This window comes from Massilia sp. Mn16-1_5 (assembly GCF_004798585.1).
Taxonomy (GTDB): Bacteria; Pseudomonadota; Gammaproteobacteria; order Burkholderiales; family Burkholderiaceae_D; genus Telluria.
This window is the reverse complement of record NZ_PPXQ01000002.1, coordinates 58,682-74,155: the sequence shown is the minus strand read 5'-3', so window position 1 is coordinate 74,155 and position 15,474 is coordinate 58,682. Positions and strand designations below refer to the sequence as shown.

Below are 15,474 nucleotides of genomic sequence, written 5' to 3'. Positions count from 1 at the left end.
CGCAACAATTACTTACGCAGGCCGAGCTTGGCGATCAGGTCGCGGTAACGGTTCAGGTCTTTGCGCTTCAGGTAAGCCAGCAGGCTCTTACGGCGGTTGACCATCATGATCAGGCCGCGGCGGGAGTGGTGGTCTTTCTGGTGGGCTTTGAAGTGGCCGTTCAGTTCGTTGATGCGTGCGGTCAGCAGTGCGACCTGGACTTCCGGCGAACCGGTATCGTTCTGGCCACGTGCGTTGTCGGCGATGATGGCCGACTTGTTGATGTTTTCAACGGTCATGATGTTACCTTTCACATGCGGTGCAAGAGTCGGAACCCAGCGCACCGTGATTTGATTAAAAAAACCTGCCCTTGCGGACAGACCCGCCAGTATATGCGAAAACCTGGGGCGTCACCAGCATTTGCTGGCCTTGAAGTCCTTCATAATGGGGTTTTCAGGCCGACAGCAGAGGATTTCATGAACAAAATGATCAGAATTGCAAGCCTTTGCGCCATCCTGTCCCTGGCGGGCTGTGCCGGGCCGATCTTCAAGGAAACGCCGCTGGTGGACGATCCGCTTGCCGCCGTCACGACCAAGCTGGGACAGCCGACGGCCGTCTATCCCCTCCCCGACGGTAGCCGGAACCTGGAATACGCGACCGCGCCGTTCGGCCAGTTCACCTGGATGGCCCACATGAGCCCGGACGGCAGGCTGCTCTCCTACGAGCAGGTGCTCACCGGCGAAAAATTCGCCACGCTCAAGGTCGACCAGGCCACCAAGGACGAGGTCCTGCGCACGATCGGCCGCCCGGCCGAGATCTCGCGCGTCCACCTGCGCAACTACGAGGTCTGGTCCTACCGCTACAAGGAGGCGGGCGTGTGGAATTCGCTGATGCACGTGCACTTCGACCAGCAGGGTGTGGTGCGGCAGATGATGAATGGGCCGGATCCGATGTTCGACGTGCGCGACCGCAAGGGCTGGTAGGACTTATCGTCCGCCTTCGCTACGGATAAAGGTCTCGACCGCATCGAGCGTCGGCGCCAGCCCCTTCAGCGAATTCGACAGCGAGGCGACCAGGGTTGCGTGGCTGACGCCGTCGACATACAGCTCGCGCACCGGCACGTGGTACGCGCGCAGCTTGGCCGCCATGCCGCCGGTGTTGCGCGCCGGATCGACGAGCTTGTCCTTGCTGGCCGCGATCAGGAGCGCGGGCGGGGCGAGCGTGCTGACGTGCGCGAGCGGCTGCGAGTCGGGCGGCGTATCCGGGGCGCTGAACACGGGCCTGGTGACCGGGTTTTGCACCGGCAGGAAATCATAGGGACCGGCCAGGCCGATCCAGCCGCGCAGCATGCTCCTCGTCATGCCCTGCTGCTCCAGCCAGCGCGGATCGAGCGCCAGCATGGCGGCGTTATAGGCGCCGGCGCTGTGCCCCATCAGGAAGACCTTCATCGGGTCGCCGCCGTGGGCGCGGATCTCGCGCACGGTCCAGGTGACGGCCGCGGCGCCATCGACCAGGAAGTCGGGATAGCGCACCTGAGGGTAGAGCCGGTAATCGGGAATGACGACCACGAAACCGCGCGCGGCCAGGGCGCGGCCGACGAAGGCATAGTCCGCGCGTTTGCCGCTGACCCAATTACCCCCGTAGAAAAACACGACCACCGGCGCGTCCACGGCATTGCCCGCGGGGCGATAGACGTCGAGCATGTTGCGCGGGTCGGGGCCATAGCGCAGCGCGGACGTGGCCTGCACAGCGCCGCCCGGCGACACCGCATTCACGACCGCAAGCGGGGAGCAGGCCGCGAGCGCGCCGGCCAGCAGCACGCTTGCGCCGTAGATGAGTTTTTTCATGCCCCGAGTATATTGACCCGAGTCGGGTCGTGGCGCACATGAGGATGAGGGCATGCACGCCGCATCGTGGGGATGGATGGCCACCCCACGCTACCGCCCTCAGAGCTGCGGGTGTGCCCGCTCGACCTTCGAATGCAGTTTGTTCAGGCCCGACAGGTAGGCCTTGGCCGAAGCCACGACGATATCCGGATCCGCCCCAACGCCGTTGACGATCCGCCCCTGGCGCGACAGGCGCATCGTCACCTCGCCCTGCGACTCGGTGCCGCCGCTGATCGCATTGATCGAGAAGAGGATCAGGTCGGCGCCCGTCTTGGCCTGGCTTTCGATGGCGTTCACGGTGGCGTCGACCGGGCCGTCGCCGCTGCCCTCGCAGGTGTATTCCTGGCCGTCGATCGCGAACACGACGCGCGCGTGCGGCAGCTCTCCGGTTTCCGAGCGCTGGGACAGCGAGACGAAGCGGAAGTACTCGCCTTCCTGCGCGTGGTCCTCGGCCGAGACGAGCGCCATGATGTCCTCGTCGAAGATCTCGCTCTTGCGGTCGGCCAGCTCCTTGAAGCGGGCGAAGGCGGCATTCACCTCGGCTTCCGACTCGAGGTCGATGCCCAGTTCCTGCAGGCGCGCCTTGAAGGCGTTGCGGCCCGAGAGCTTGCCGAGCACGATTTTATTGGCATGCCAGCCGACATCCTCGGCGCGCATGATCTCGTAGGTCTCGCGCGCTTTCAGGATGCCGTCCTGGTGGATGCCGGAGGCGTGGGCAAAGGCGTTGGCGCCGACCACCGCCTTGTTCGGCTGCACGGCGAAGCCCGTGATCTGCGAGACCATTTTAGAGGCCGGCACGATCTGCGTGGTGTCGATGCCGACCGTGAGCTTGTAGTAGTCGGCGCGTGTGCGCAGCGCCATCACGACTTCTTCCAGCGCCGTGTTCCCTGCCCGTTCGCCCAGGCCGTTGATGGTGCACTCGATCTGGCGCGCCCCGCCGATGGCCACGCCGGCCAGCGAGTTCGCCACTGCGAGGCCCAGGTCGTTATGGCAGTGCACCGACCAGATGGCCTTGTCGGAATTGGGCACCCGTTCGCGCAGGCGGCGGATGGTTTCGCCAAAGACTTCGGGCGTGGCGTAGCCGACGGTGTCGGGGAAGTTGATGGTGGTCGCGCCTTCGGCGATCACGGTTTCCAGCACGCGGCACAGGAAATCCTCTTCCGAGCGGCTGCCGTCCTCGGGCGAGAACTCGATGTCGTCGGTGTGGTTGCGCGCGTAGCGGATGGCGAGTTTCGCCTGTTCCAGCACCTGCTCCGGCTCCATGCGCAGCTTCATCTGCATGTGCAGCGGAGAGGTGGCGATGAAGGTGTGGATGCGCTTGCGGGCGGCAGGTTGCAGAGCTTCGGCGGCGCGTGCGATGTCGCGGTCGTTGGCGCGCGAGAGCGAGCAGATGGTGGAGTCGCGCACCACGCTGGCGATGGCGCGAATGGCCTCGAAGTCGCCCGGGGAAGCGGCGGCGAAGCCGGCTTCGATGACGTCCACGCGCAGTCGTTCGAGCTGGCGCGCGATGCGGACTTTTTCGTCCTTGGTCATCGAGGCGCCCGGCGATTGCTCGCCGTCGCGCAGGGTGGTGTCGAAAATGATGAGGCGGTTGGGGTCGAACATGGCTACTCCGATAGGCGCTTGTTAATCGATGAGCGCCTGCCGTGCCGACCCGGTCGGCCTTAGCGGCGCTCGCTATCCTTCATCGGTTCGTCGGTCGGAATGATGCTGACCCGCTTGCCGCGGGCGCGCTGCAGCACGTACACCACATAGCCCGACAAACCGTACACTACAAAAATCGGCCACAGGACTTTCGGCGGATCGATCGCCACCAGCGCGAAGCCAAGGGCGATCAGGAACACCACGATGAACGGTACCGACTTGCGGAAGTTCACGTCCTTGAAGCTGTAAAACGGCACATTCGACACCATCGTCAGGCCGGCGAACACCGCGATGCACCAGCTCACCCAGTCCACCTGGCGTGCGCTGATGTTGATGTCCGGGTCGGTCATGAACATGATGAAACCGACCACCAGCGCCGCCGCCGCCGGGCTGGGCAAGCCCTGGAAGAAGCGCTTGTCCACCACCTCGATGTTGGTGTTGAAGCGCGCCAGGCGCAGCGCGGCGCCGGCGCAGTAGACGAAGGCGGCGATCCAGCCCAGCTTTCCTAGTCCGCGCAGCGACCATTCATAGATCACCAGCGCCGGCGCCGCCCCGAAGGACACCATGTCCGACAGGCTGTCGTACTGCGCGCCGAACTCCGACTGCGTATTCGTCAGGCGCGCCACGCGCCCGTCCAGCCCGTCCAGGATCATGGCGATGAACACGGCCCAGCAGGCATGCTCGAAGCGCTGGTTCATCGCCATCACGATCGCGTAGAAACCGCAGAACAGGGCGCCGGTCGTGAACGCATTCGGCAGCAAATAAATGCCGCGTCCGCGCTTGCCCTGGCGGTCTTCGGCACGGCGGCCGAGGCGCTTCAGGCGGGCAAATCGTGGCGCGCGAGGCGCTGTTCCATTTTTCTTACGTCGTGGAAAGGCTGGCATAAGGTTCCGTATTCAAATAGTGTTCGCGCGCTGGCATGAACCGCGCGCCGTTTCCGCCATTATAGAGGCGGGAACGGCATGTTAGCGAACGGATACTATTGGAATCCATATCAGCAAGCTGCAGGTTTGCCGATACGAAATCCTTACTTGAACTTCACCTTGCCAACAAGATGCATCTGTAAGGTCGTTTCTCCTGGTTCAAAACTTGGTTCGCTCGCGCTTTCCGCCGCCGGCGCCGCGGCGCGCATCATCATGACTTTGTCGCTGCGTTCGCCGCCGTAATTACCCGTTCCCTCGAAGTCGACCGTGTCGAGCACGGCATCGCCCGGCTGGCGCCCCATCGCGCGCGCGATCGACACGATGCGCTCGTTCAGGTTGCGGTAGGTCGCGGCGATCCGCTGATCGTCCAGCATCTTTTCGGTCGCCGGCGCCAGGCCGAACTGGATGCCGTTGATCTGCAGGACCTTCTGTGCCGCGGCCGCCGTCTTCGGCAGCTCGGCCAGATTCGTCGTCTTCACTTCCAGGTACTGCCCGACGCGCCAGCCCGACGGTACCGGCTTCACCGGCGTACGGCTAGCCGGCAGCGGCTGCACCGGCGGTTCCGGATACACGGGATAGGTGTAATAGCCCTGGGTCTTCAGCTCGGCCTTCGGATCGGCGCGGCGCACGATGTCGGTACCCTCCTTCATCTTGCGGTTCACGCGGGCGGCGGCGGCGGCCTTGTCCTTGTCGAATTCCTCGACGGCGAAGGTGACGGTCGCCTGGTCGTTGGCGTGGCGCACTTCGCCGTTGGCCGGCACGATGACCATCGTGCCGGAGGTGCTCGGTGCAGGCAGCGTCTGCGCGCCGGCGTGGGCTGCCAGCACCAGGCTGGTGACGAGGAAGAGTTTTGGAAGGGACATGGTTTCTCCGTGGTTCAGTAAGGTCTCCCTTATACGATACTGCCGTGCATCCATCCATCGTGATTTTGTAATGGAAAGTTGCATTTGAGATCGTCCACTTACGAAGCCGGTCCCTCCGTCATCAGTTCTTCGACTGATCCACCAGCTTGTTTTTCGCGATCCACGGCATCATCGCGCGCAGCTTGGCGCCGACTTCCTCGATCTGGTGCTCGCTCGTCAGGCGGCGGCGCGAGATCAGGGTCGGGGCGCCGGCCTTGTTCTCGAGGATGAAGCTCTTCGCGTACTCGCCGGTCTGGATGTCCTTCAGGCACTGCTTCATCGCTTCCTTGGTCGCCGAGGTGACGACTTTCGGACCGGTCACGTACTCGCCGTATTCGGCGTTGTTCGAGATCGAGTAGTTCATGTTGGCGATGCCGCCTTCGTAGATCAGGTCGACGATCAGCTTCAGCTCGTGCAGGCACTCGAAATAGGCCATCTCCGGCGCGTAGCCCGCTTCGACCAGGGTCTCGAAACCGGCCTTGATCAGCTCGACGGTGCCGCCGCACAGCACGGCCTGCTCGCCGAACAGGTCGGTCTCGGTCTCTTCGCGGAAGTTGGTCTCGATGATGCCGGCGCGGCCGCCGCCGTTGGCCATCGCATACGACAGCGCGATGTCGCGAGCCGAGCCGGACTTGTCCTGGTAGACGGCGATCAGGTGCGGCACGCCGCCGCCGCCCTTGTAGGTGCTGCGCACGGTGTGGCCCGGCGCTTTCGGGGCGATCATGATGACGTCGAGGTCGGCGCGCGGCACGACCTGGCCGTAGTGGACGTTGAAGCCGTGGGCGAATGCCAGCACGGCGCCCTGCTTCGCGTTCGGCTCGACGTTTTCCTTGTAGACCTGGGCGATGTTCTCGTCCGGCAGCAGGATCATGATGATGTCGGCGTTCTTGACCGCTTCATCGACCTCGGCGACCTTCAGGCCGGCCTGCTCGACCTTGTTCCAGGAAGCGCCGCCGCGGCGCAGGCCGACGGTGACGTTGACGCCCGATTCGGACAGGTTCTGGGCGTGCGCGTGGCCCTGCGAGCCGTAGCCGATGATGGCGACGTTCTTGCCTTTGACGAGGGAGAGGTCGCAGTCTTTGTCGTAGAAAACTTTCATGGTCATTCCTTTGTTTTATGTTCGTTGTGTGCAGGCGTTACGCGTGGGCGGCGCCGGCGTTTCGTGTTATTCAATCGGAGCGGTGGAGCCGCCCACCCTACGTCGTCATCGCAATCAGCAACGTAGGGTGGGCGCCCCGTGCCCACCAAATCGATGCATCAGACTTTTAGGATGCGCTCGCCGCGGCCGATGCCGGAGCCGCCGGTACGGACGGTCTCCAGGATCGAAGCACGGTCGATGGCGTCGATGAAGGCGTCGAGCTTGCTCTTGGCGCCGGTCAGTTCGATCGTGTAGCTCTTCTCCGTCACGTCGATGACGCGGCCGCGGAAGATGTCGGCGGTGCGCTTGATCTCTTCGCGCTCCTTGCCGACCGCCCGCACCTTGATCAGCATGAGCTCGCGCTCGATGTGCTGGCCCTCGGTCAGGTCGACCACTTTCACCACTTCGATCAGGCGGTTCAGGTGCTTGGTGATCTGCTCGATGATGTCGTCCGAACCGGAGGTCACGATCGTCATGCGCGACAGGGTCGCGTCTTCGGTCGGCGCCACGGTCAGCGTTTCGATGTTGTAGCCGCGGGCCGAGAACAGGCCCACCACGCGCGACAGGGCGCCGGCTTCGTTCTCCAGGAGAACCGAGATGATGTGTCTCATTTACAGGTCCTCCGATCCGAGCAGCATTTCAGACAGGCCCTTGCCGGCCTTGACCATCGGCCAGACGTTCTCGCTCTGGTCGGTGATGAAGTTCATGAAGACCAGGCGGTCTTTCATCGCGAACGCTTCGCGCAGCGAACCCTCGACGTCGCCCGGCTTCTCGATGCGCATGCCGACGTGCCCATAGGCCTCGGCCAGCTTCTCGAAGTCCGGCAGCGAATCCATGTACGACTCGGAATAGCGCGAACCGTAGTCGATCTGCTGCCACTGGCGCACCATGCCCAGGAAGCGGTTGTTCAGGAGGATGATCTTCGGCGTCAGATGGTATTGCTTGCAGGTCGCGAGCTCCTGGATGCACATCTGGATCGAGCCTTCGCCGGTGACGCAGGCCACGGTCGCATCCGGGTTCGCCATCTGCACGCCCATCGCATACGGCAGGCCGACGCCCATCGTGCCCAGGCCGCCCGAATTGATCCAGCGGCGCGGCTTGTCGAAGGGGTAGTACTGGGCGGCCCACATCTGGTGCTGGCCGACGTCGGAGGTGATGAAGGCGTCGCCCTTGGTCACCTGCCACAGCTTTTCGATCACGGACTGCGGCTTGATGACGAGGTCGGAATCCTCGTACTTCAGGCACTCGCGGCCGCGCCACTCCTGGATCTGCTTCCACCAGGCGCGCAGCGGTTCCGGATTGGCACGGGTGCTGCCTGCCGCGTCGAGCTGGGCCAGGAATTCGGTCAGCACTTCCTTGACGTTGCCGACGATCGGGATGTCGACCTTGACCCGTTTCGAGATCGAGGACGGGTCGATGTCGATGTGGATGATCTTGCGCGGATGGCTGGCGAAGTGCTTGGGGTTGCCGATCACGCGGTCGTCGAAGCGGGCGCCGATCGCGATCAGGACGTCGCAGTGCTGCATCGCCATGTTCGCTTCGTAGGTGCCGTGCATGCCGGGCATGCCGACGAAGCGGTCATCGGTCGAGCGCGAGCCGCCCAGGCCCATCAGGGTGTTCGTGACCGGCGCGCCGAGCTTCTCGACCAGGCGGTTCAGCTCGTTCGAGGCATTCGCCAGGATCACACCGCCGCCCGCATAGATCATCGGGCGCTCGGCGCCCTGCAGCAGCTGGACGGCCTTGCGGATCTGGCCGGTATGGCCCTTGTCCACCGGTTTATAGGAGCGCATCTCGATTTCGCGCGGATACTCGAACATGCACTTGTGCATGCTGATGTCCTTCGGGATATCGACCAGCACCGGCCCGGGACGGCCGGTACGGGCAATGAAGAAGGCTTTCTTCAGCGTCGAGGCCAGTTCCTTGACGTCCTTGACCAGGAAGTTGTGCTTGACCACGGGGCGGGTGATGCCGACCGTGTCGCATTCCTGGAAGGCATCCTGGCCGATCGCATGGCTCGGCACCTGGCCGCTGATCACGACCATCGGGATCGAATCCATGTAGGCGGTCGAGAGGCCGGTGACGGCATTGGTGACGCCCGGACCGGAGGTGACGATGGCGACGCCGACGGTGTTCGAGCTGCGCGAATAGGCATCGGCCGCATGCACGGCTGCCTGTTCGTGGCGGACCAGCACGTGCTGGAATTTGTCCTGCTGGAAGATGGCGTCGTAGATGTACAGCACCGCGCCACCGGGATAGCCGAAGACGTGTTTGACGCCCTCCTCGGCCAGGCAACGGACGACGATTTCAGCGCCCGTGATCGGGGCTGAGGCTTCGTTATTCATGAATCATTCCTTTCAAAACCCAATGGGAGATTGATCGGATGCTCTTTCCTAACGAGGTGCGATTTGCCCCACAGCGCCTTCAGCTTCCCTTCTTTCTGCGCGCACACTGGACTCCCGGTATCAATAGATACCTTCGGAACAGCGCTGGACGCAACTCGTTTGGCTGAGTGTCTGTAGCGGCTCGACGCATCTCTCGCGCTTTTGGCGCGGGTTGGAGCAAACTGCCTACAAATGAAAGCGTGTCATGCCGAACGGGCCTTGTGTGCGCGTCTGACTGACTCTGAAGCTTCGGGGGTGCAAAGCGTGAGGAACACCTTACTGCGTTGCACCATTTTGGTCAAGATAAAAAATAGAAAAGACAACACGCACCGTTGCGGTGCGTATTTGCAGAGGGGATCGTGCGGTGCAGCGATGAGGTCGTTGGCCCAGGTGTGCGGGCGATGAACGCGGGCATGCCCGCCCTACGGCGCACAACCGTCCATTGCAAGTTCACGGAACCGTTGTGTAACGTAGGGCGGGCATGCCCGCGTTTTCGTGCCCATGCACGCCCTATCGCTCCATCCCCCACTTCCGAACGGTCACCCGCTCCAATGTCTGGAACACGACATGCTCGACAGCCAGCCCGATGATAATCACCGCCGCCAGCCCCGCAAACACCTTGTCCGTGAACAGCTCATTGCGGCTCTGGAAGATGAACCACCCCAGCCCGCCCTGCCCCGACGTGGTCCCGAACACCAGCTCCGCCGCAATCAGCGTACGCCACGCGAAAGCCCAGCCGATCTTGAGTCCCGACAGGATCGCCGGCAGCGCCGCCGGGATCAGGATCTGCAGCACCAGCCGCAAGCCGCCGAGCCCATAGTTGCGCCCCGCCATGCGCAGCGTCTCCGGCACCGCGCGAAAACCCGCGCAGGCATTCAGGGTCAGCGGCCACAGCACCGAATGCATCAGCACCATGATCAGGCTGCCTTTACCCAGGCCGAACCAGAGCAGCGCCAGCGGCAGCAAGGCAATCGCCGGCAGTGGATTGAACATCGCCGTCAGCGTCTCGATCAGCTCGCGCCCCAAACGGTTCGACACGGCCAGCCAGGTCAGCAGGAAAGCCCCGGCGACACCCATCACATAGCCCTGGGTGAGCGTTGCGAACGAAACGCCGATATAGCCGAACAGTTCGCCCGTCGCCAGCCCCTCGACCAGGGCGCGGGCCGTCTGAACGAAGGTCGGCAGCAGCAGGTCGTTGCCGTACCAGCGCGCGACCACTTCCCAGATCATGGCCAGCACTAGCAGGATGCCGGCCTTGCGCAGCCAGGACAGGTTCAAGGGCGATGCCGCCGGCTGTGCTGCGGCATTGGCGCCCGCCTGCGGCAAGGCCAGCGCCAGTTCGTATTCGGGACGAATCGGTGGATCCTTGAAGGCGTTCATGCGTGCACCTGCAAGGCCGTATGGGCAGGCGCGACGCGCGGCGCCGCGATGCCTCCATCACCGAACAGCAAGCGGTGAATGCGCTCGTTCGCCGCCTGGAACTCCACGCTGCCCGCGCTCCCCAGATCGAACTGGTGGCTGTTGAGCTCCGCGCGCACCCGGCCAGGGTGCGGACTCAGCAGGAGGATGCGGTTCCCCACCACCAGCGCCTCCTCGATCGAGTGGGTCACGAACAGCATCGTAAAACCGATCCCTTCCCACAGACTCTGCAGCTGTTCCTGCATGGTGCGCCGGGTGAGCGCGTCGAGCGCCGCGAAGGGTTCGTCCATCAAGAGGATGTCCGGCTGCATGGCCAGCGCCCGCGCGATCGCGACCCGCGCCTTCATCCCGCCCGAAAGCGTGTGCGGATAGGCGTCGGCAAAGCGCGCCAGACCGACCTTGCCCAGCCAGTGGCGCGCGCGTTCGCGGGCCTCGGCCTTCTTGACGCCGCCGGCCAGCAGCGGAAACATGACGTTGCTCTCCACCGTCTTCCACGGCGGCAGCTGGTCGAATTCCTGGAACACGACGATGCGGTCCGGTCCCGGCCCGGTGATCGGCTTGCTCTTCAATTGCAGGCTGCCGGCGCGCGGCGTGATGAAGCCGCCGACAGCCTTCAGCAAGGTCGACTTGCCGCAGCCCGAAGGGCCCAGCAGCACGAAGCGGTCGCCCCGATAGACCTCGAAGCTGACGTCCTCGGTGGCGCGCACGGTACCTCGGGCGCCGGCGTATTCGATCGTCACGTGCTCGGCACGCAGCAGCGGGCCGGTGGGCGGGACGACCTGCAAGGGTGGCGTCGTCATCTCAGCTCCCCGAGGCCAGCGCCGGATGCTCGAAGAAGTAGTCTTTCCAGCTCTCCGGCTTTTTCTTGATCGCACCGACCTCGTGCAGGAACTGCGCCAGGCCCAGCGTGTTCTGCGGCGCCACCTTGAACTGCACCTTCGGATCCTTGATCACCTTGATCAGCAGCGCACGGTCGATGTTGCCCTTGTTCACGCGCAGGTAGGCATCGGCCGCCGCTTCCGGATTGGTCGAGGCCAGCTGCGCCGCCTCCACCAAGGCGTCGAGGAAGGCCCTATACGTCTTCGGATTTTCCTTCACATACTTTTCGGTTGCGTACAGCACGGTCGCCGAAGCCGGGCCACCCAGCACCTGGTAGGAATCGAGCACGATCTTCGCCTTCGGATTGCCTGCCAGTTCCTGCTCCTGGAACGGCGGGTTGGCGAAGTGGGCATTGATCTCGGTGCCGCCGGCGATCACGGCGGCGGCCGCGTCCGGATGCGGCACGGCCTGGGTGAAGGAATCGAGCTTCTTGAACTGGGCCTGGCCCCACTGCTTGGCCGCCGCCATCTGCAGGATGCGCGCCTGCACCGAGACGGTCACCGCAGGCAGCGCGATGCGGTCCTTGGGACCGAAGTCGGCGATCGACTTCACGGCCGGGTTGGTGCTGATCAGGTAGTAGGGGAAATTGCCGAGCGAGGCGACGGCACGCACGTTCTGCCTGCCGGCGGTGCGGTCCCAGATCGTCATCAGCGGGCCGAGGCCGGCGCCGACCACGTCCACCGAATTCGACAGCAGTGCGTCGTTGACGGCCGCGCCGCCCGAGAGCTTGACCCAGTCGACGTCGATCTCGACGCCCTGCTTCTTGCCGTGCTTCTCGATCAGCTTCTGGTCCTGGGCTACGTTCAGCAGCAGGTACACCACGCCGAACTGCTCGGCGATACGGATCTTGCCCTCGGCCTGCGCGGCAGGAACGGCGGCGACCAGGGAGGCTGCGACCAGCGCGGCGGCGATTTTCTTGATATTCATGGATTCTCCTGGTTCAGAACGGGACATCGCCCGCGATCGTGGTGCGGTACAGCTTGCGGCGCTGCTCGGGCGGGCAACCGGCGGCCAGGTGCAGCAGCGAGCGGTTGTCCCAGAACACCATGTCGTGCGGGCGCCATTGGTGGCGGTAGATGAATTCCGGTTTCGTGCTGTGCTCGAAGAGGGCGTCGAGCAGCTCGCGGCTGCGTGCTTCCGGCATATCGAGGATGCGGGTCGTGAAATGTTCGCTCACAAACAGCGCGCGGCGGCCCGTCTCCGGATGGGTGCGCACGACCGGCTGGCGCACCGGCACCACTTCGTCGATTTGCGCCTGGGTCAGCGCCGGACGCCAGGGGTTGAGCTTCCTCAGGTCTTCGTAGCGCGCCAGGTAGCTGTGCTCGGCCTGCAAGTGCTCCACTTCGCGCTGCAGTTCGGGCGCCAGCGTGTCCCAGGCCAGGTGCTGGTTGGCGAACAGGGTGTCGCCGCCCTCTTCCGGCAATTCCTGCGCATGCAGCATCGAACCCAGGCTGGGGGTGGCTTTATAGGACAGGTCGGAATGCCAGTAGTGGCCGGCGTCGCCCAGGCCGATCGGCTCGCCGTTCTCGCGGATGTTGGAGATGACCAGCACCTCGGGCTGGGTCGGCAGCTGGAACTGGCGCAGCACGTGGATCTGCAGTTCGCCGAAGCGGCGCGAAAATTCCACCTGCTGGGCCGGGGTGATATGGGTGTCGCGGAAGACCAGCACGTGGTGGTCGAGGTGGGCGCGGTGGACCCGGGCCAGGTCGGCGGTGCCGAGCGGGCGCGACAGGTCGAGGCCGAGCACTTCGGCGCCGAGCGGGGCGTTCAGGGGGCGGATATCGAAATCCTGGCGGGCGGCATTATCGAGAGGCATGGTGACTAGGCTGAGTCAATCTTGGGTTCAGGTTAGCCAGCCGCTGCCGCAGCGACAACGAATCATTTCGAGGATCGACATGCGTTTTTTGACACTTCGCCGCCGCGCCGGGCACGACACTGAGCAATTCCAGTGCATACAGGGGGGATTTTTGCTAGGATTCGTGGGTTTTCCATAAAGCATGGGCTAAGTACCCGCGCGCATCACCCCTCCTCATCGCATGGCGACAGACAAAGAACTAGGCGACTTCCTCGAGAATGTCGAGCGGCGGGCGTTCAAGCAAGCCGTGTATGCGGTGCGCAAGGACGAGGCGGCGCTCGACATCGTGCAGGACGCGATGATCAAGCTCGCCGAGAAATACGGCGACAAGCCAGCCGCCGAACTGCCGATGCTGTTCCAGCGCATCTTGCAGACCACCATCCTCGATTACTTCCGCCGCGAAAAGGTGCGCAACACCTGGGTCAGTCTCTTTTCTGGCCTCGGCCGACGGGAAGGAAGCGATGAGGACTTTGATATACTCGAAGCGTATGAAGCGGAGGAAGGAACGGCTGCGGCCGAGTCCACCATGGACCAGGCCGAACGCGCCCAGACCTTGCAGCTGATCGAAGCGGAGATACAAAAACTCCCGGCGCGTCAACGCGAAGCCTTCCTTATGCGTTACTGGCAGGATATGGACGTGGCCGAGACGGCCGCGGCGATGGGATGCTCGGAGGGTAGCGTCAAGACGCACTGTTCCCGCGCGACGCATGCCCTTGCCGACGCCCTGCGGGCCAAGGGAATACAACTATGAATACCGACGACATCAACCTGGCGTACAAGATACGCCACGCCCTGAACGAGAACCTCGACGCGCTGCCGGCTTCGACCACCGAGCGCCTGGCCGCCGCGCGCGCCATCGCGCTGTCGCGCAAGCAGCAGCCGCGCAAGAGCCGCCGCTTCTTCGATGTCGATTTCCATTTCTCCGGCGCCTCCCTCGGACGCCTCGGCGTGGCCATTCCCCTGCTGGCGCTGGTCGTCGGCCTGGGCGGGCTGTACCAGTATGAAGAGCAGCAGCGCATCGCCGAACTGGCCGAGCTCGACGCGGCCGTGCTGGCCGACGAACTGCCGCTGACGGCCTACCTCGACCATGGCTTCAATGCCTACCTGGAGTCGCAACAGCGCCAGCAATGAGGACACCTCTTTCCAAGCCCCGCCGCCTCGGCTGGATTGCCGCGGTGGCGGCGCTGCTGGCCGGCCTCGCGGCCTGGGCCATCTGGCAGCACGCCGATGACGCCGGCCCGGCCGGTACACGGGCCCCGAGCGCTTCCGCGAGCGCGCCCGGCACCGCCGCCGTCAAGAGCGCACGCGCCCTCGACAAGCCCCTGTGGCGCGATCTCTCGCCGGCCCAGCAGGTCGCGCTCGAGCCCCTGCATCCGGAATGGGATGCGATGGATGGCGTGCGCAAGAAGAAATGGCTGGAGATGTCGCGCCGCTTCGCGTCGATGAACCCGACCGAGCAGGGCCGCGTGCACGAACGCATGCGCCAGTGGATGCGCCTGACGCCCGAGCAGCGCAACCTCGCGCGCGAGAACTACAACAAGGCGCGCAAGCTCGCTCCCGGCGACAAAGCCGCCACCTGGGAAAGCTACAAGCAGCTCACCCCCGGCGAGAAGCAGCGCCTGGCGGCGACGGCGCGCAAGAACGCGGCCCCCGCCAACAGCCCGGCCGCCGCGAGCAACATGATCGTCGCGCCGACCAGCTGCCCGGCCGGCACCACGCGCCGCGGCGCCTCCTGCATGTCGATGGAAGCGCCCGCCGCGGTCCCGGCCGCGCCGGCGATCACCCAACCGGCGCCGGTGCCTGCTCCCGTACCGGCGGCGCCGCCTGCCGCCGCACCGGCGCCAGCCACTCCCGCCGCCCAACCTCTCGCCGCGCCCACGCCTTCGAATGCAAACGGATAAGATTCCAGCAGCTCCCCTCATCGGCACCCCGACCGTCAAGCGCCGCGTCATCGCGATGGTCTATGAAGCCTTCCTCCTGATCGCGGTCGAGGCGCTGGCGGTTTTCATTTATATCTTCGTTACCGGCAACCGGCAGGAACCGGCCTACCGCGCGGGGTTGATGGTGTTCCTGTTCCTGGTGACGGCGGCGTATTTCGTGCATGCCTGGAGCGGCAGCGGGTTTACGCTGGCGATGAAGACCTGGCGGATCAAGGTGGTGAAGGTGGGCTCGTCGAAGGTGCCGTTCCGGAATGCGGCGCTGCGCTACCTGCTGGCCTGGGGCTGGTTTGCGCCGGCGCTGCTGGTGGGCGGCTTGATGGACCTGCACCATTTCAAGGAATGGGCGCTCGTGCTGGTGCTGGGGTTGATTGCCTGGGGATTGACGGCGTTTCTCGACAAGGACCGGCAGTTCCTGCATGACCGGATTGCGGGGACGCGCTTGATTGCGTTGCCGAAGGTAGGCAAGAAAAAGTAAGCTCTGTTCGGACGCCATACCGCGTGGGCATGAATGCCCACCCTACATATGGC

At 64.4% G+C, this 15,474-nt stretch carries 17 protein-coding genes; 5 read left to right on the top strand and 12 right to left on the bottom strand.

The window, feature by feature from the left end; genetic code table 11:
* Positions 1–8: 8 nt before the first annotated feature.
* Entirely contained in the window at positions 9–278 is a 270-nt protein-coding gene (gene rpsO / locus C2862_RS02380) for a 30S ribosomal protein S15 (protein ID WP_136218520.1), read from the bottom strand.
* A 177-nt stretch (positions 279–455) separates the two neighbouring features.
* On the opposite strand from rpsO, the gene C2862_RS02375 reads away from it, so the two are divergent.
* A complete protein-coding gene (locus C2862_RS02375; RefSeq protein ID WP_136218519.1) occupies positions 456–962 on the top strand; it encodes a hypothetical protein in 507 nt (168 codons plus the stop codon).
* A 3-nt stretch (positions 963–965) separates the two neighbouring features.
* On the opposite strand, the gene C2862_RS02370 is transcribed toward C2862_RS02375, so the two are convergent.
* The 11 genes from C2862_RS02370 to C2862_RS02320 form a co-directional block, all read right to left on the bottom strand.
* Positions 966–1,826: an alpha/beta hydrolase gene (locus tag C2862_RS02370; RefSeq protein WP_136218518.1), complete on the bottom strand. Its 861-nt coding sequence runs from the start codon at positions 1,824–1,826 to the stop codon at positions 966–968.
* Positions 1,827–1,925: 99 nt separating this feature from the next.
* Positions 1,926–3,470: a 2-isopropylmalate synthase gene (locus C2862_RS02365; RefSeq protein WP_136218517.1), complete on the bottom strand. Its 1,545-nt coding sequence runs from the start codon at positions 3,468–3,470 to the stop codon at positions 1,926–1,928.
* A 59-nt stretch (positions 3,471–3,529) separates the two neighbouring features.
* Complete coding sequence (gene pssA / locus C2862_RS02360; protein WP_136218516.1) at positions 3,530–4,393, bottom strand: CDP-diacylglycerol--serine O-phosphatidyltransferase; 864 nt, start codon at positions 4,391–4,393, stop codon at positions 3,530–3,532.
* A 143-nt stretch (positions 4,394–4,536) separates the two neighbouring features.
* Positions 4,537–5,295 carry an SIMPL domain-containing protein gene (locus tag C2862_RS02355; RefSeq protein WP_136218515.1) on the bottom strand — a complete coding sequence of 253 codons (759 nt, stop codon included), beginning with the start codon at positions 5,293–5,295 and terminating at the stop codon, positions 4,537–4,539.
* 121 nt (positions 5,296–5,416) lie between these two features.
* A complete protein-coding gene (gene ilvC, locus C2862_RS02350; protein ID WP_136218514.1) occupies positions 5,417–6,433 on the bottom strand; it encodes a ketol-acid reductoisomerase in 1,017 nt (338 codons plus the stop codon).
* A gap of 158 nt (positions 6,434–6,591) precedes the next feature.
* A complete protein-coding gene (ilvN, locus tag C2862_RS02345) occupies positions 6,592–7,083 on the bottom strand; it encodes an acetolactate synthase small subunit (RefSeq protein WP_136218513.1) in 492 nt (163 codons plus the stop codon).
* Positions 7,084–8,814, bottom strand: coding sequence for an acetolactate synthase 3 catalytic subunit (locus C2862_RS02340; RefSeq protein ID WP_136218512.1), 1,731 nt, complete (start codon positions 8,812–8,814; stop codon positions 7,084–7,086).
* A gap of 549 nt (positions 8,815–9,363) precedes the next feature.
* Positions 9,364–10,233: an ABC transporter permease gene (locus tag C2862_RS02335; RefSeq protein WP_136218511.1), complete on the bottom strand. Its 870-nt coding sequence runs from the start codon at positions 10,231–10,233 to the stop codon at positions 9,364–9,366.
* The gene (locus tag C2862_RS02330) at positions 10,230–11,072 is read right to left on the bottom strand and encodes an ABC transporter ATP-binding protein (protein WP_136218510.1); all 843 of its coding nucleotides are present in this window, start codon (positions 11,070–11,072) and stop codon (positions 10,230–10,232) included. Before C2862_RS02330 ends, C2862_RS02335 begins: the two co-directional genes overlap by 4 nt.
* Position 11,073: 1 nt before the next feature.
* Positions 11,074–12,078 (bottom strand): ABC transporter substrate-binding protein, encoded by a 1,005-nt coding sequence (locus C2862_RS02325; protein WP_229467254.1) that lies wholly within the window; start codon positions 12,076–12,078, stop codon positions 11,074–11,076.
* Positions 12,079–12,091: 13 nt separating this feature from the next.
* Entirely contained in the window at positions 12,092–12,967 is an 876-nt protein-coding gene (locus tag C2862_RS02320; RefSeq protein WP_136218508.1) for a TauD/TfdA family dioxygenase, read from the bottom strand.
* Positions 12,968–13,187: 220 nt separating this feature from the next.
* On the opposite strand from C2862_RS02320, the gene C2862_RS02315 reads away from it, so the two are divergent.
* Genes C2862_RS02315 through C2862_RS02300 form a run of 4 tightly spaced genes read left to right on the top strand, consistent with a single transcriptional unit; the run spans position 13,188 to position 15,421 of the window.
* Positions 13,188–13,757: an RNA polymerase sigma factor gene (locus C2862_RS02315; protein WP_136218507.1), complete on the top strand. Its 570-nt coding sequence runs from the start codon at positions 13,188–13,190 to the stop codon at positions 13,755–13,757.
* Positions 13,754–14,137, top strand: a complete 384-nt coding sequence (locus C2862_RS02310) for a DUF3619 family protein (RefSeq protein ID WP_136218506.1) — start codon at positions 13,754–13,756, stop codon at positions 14,135–14,137. Before C2862_RS02315 ends, C2862_RS02310 begins: the two co-directional genes overlap by 4 nt.
* Positions 14,134–14,907, top strand: a complete 774-nt coding sequence (locus tag C2862_RS02305; protein ID WP_136218505.1) for a DUF3106 domain-containing protein — start codon at positions 14,134–14,136, stop codon at positions 14,905–14,907. Before C2862_RS02310 ends, C2862_RS02305 begins: the two co-directional genes overlap by 4 nt.
* On the top strand, positions 14,894–15,421 hold the full coding sequence (locus C2862_RS02300; protein WP_136218504.1) for an RDD family protein: 528 nt from the start codon (positions 14,894–14,896) through the stop codon (positions 15,419–15,421). Before C2862_RS02305 ends, C2862_RS02300 begins: the two co-directional genes overlap by 14 nt.
* The last annotated feature ends 53 nt before the right edge of the window (positions 15,422–15,474 follow it).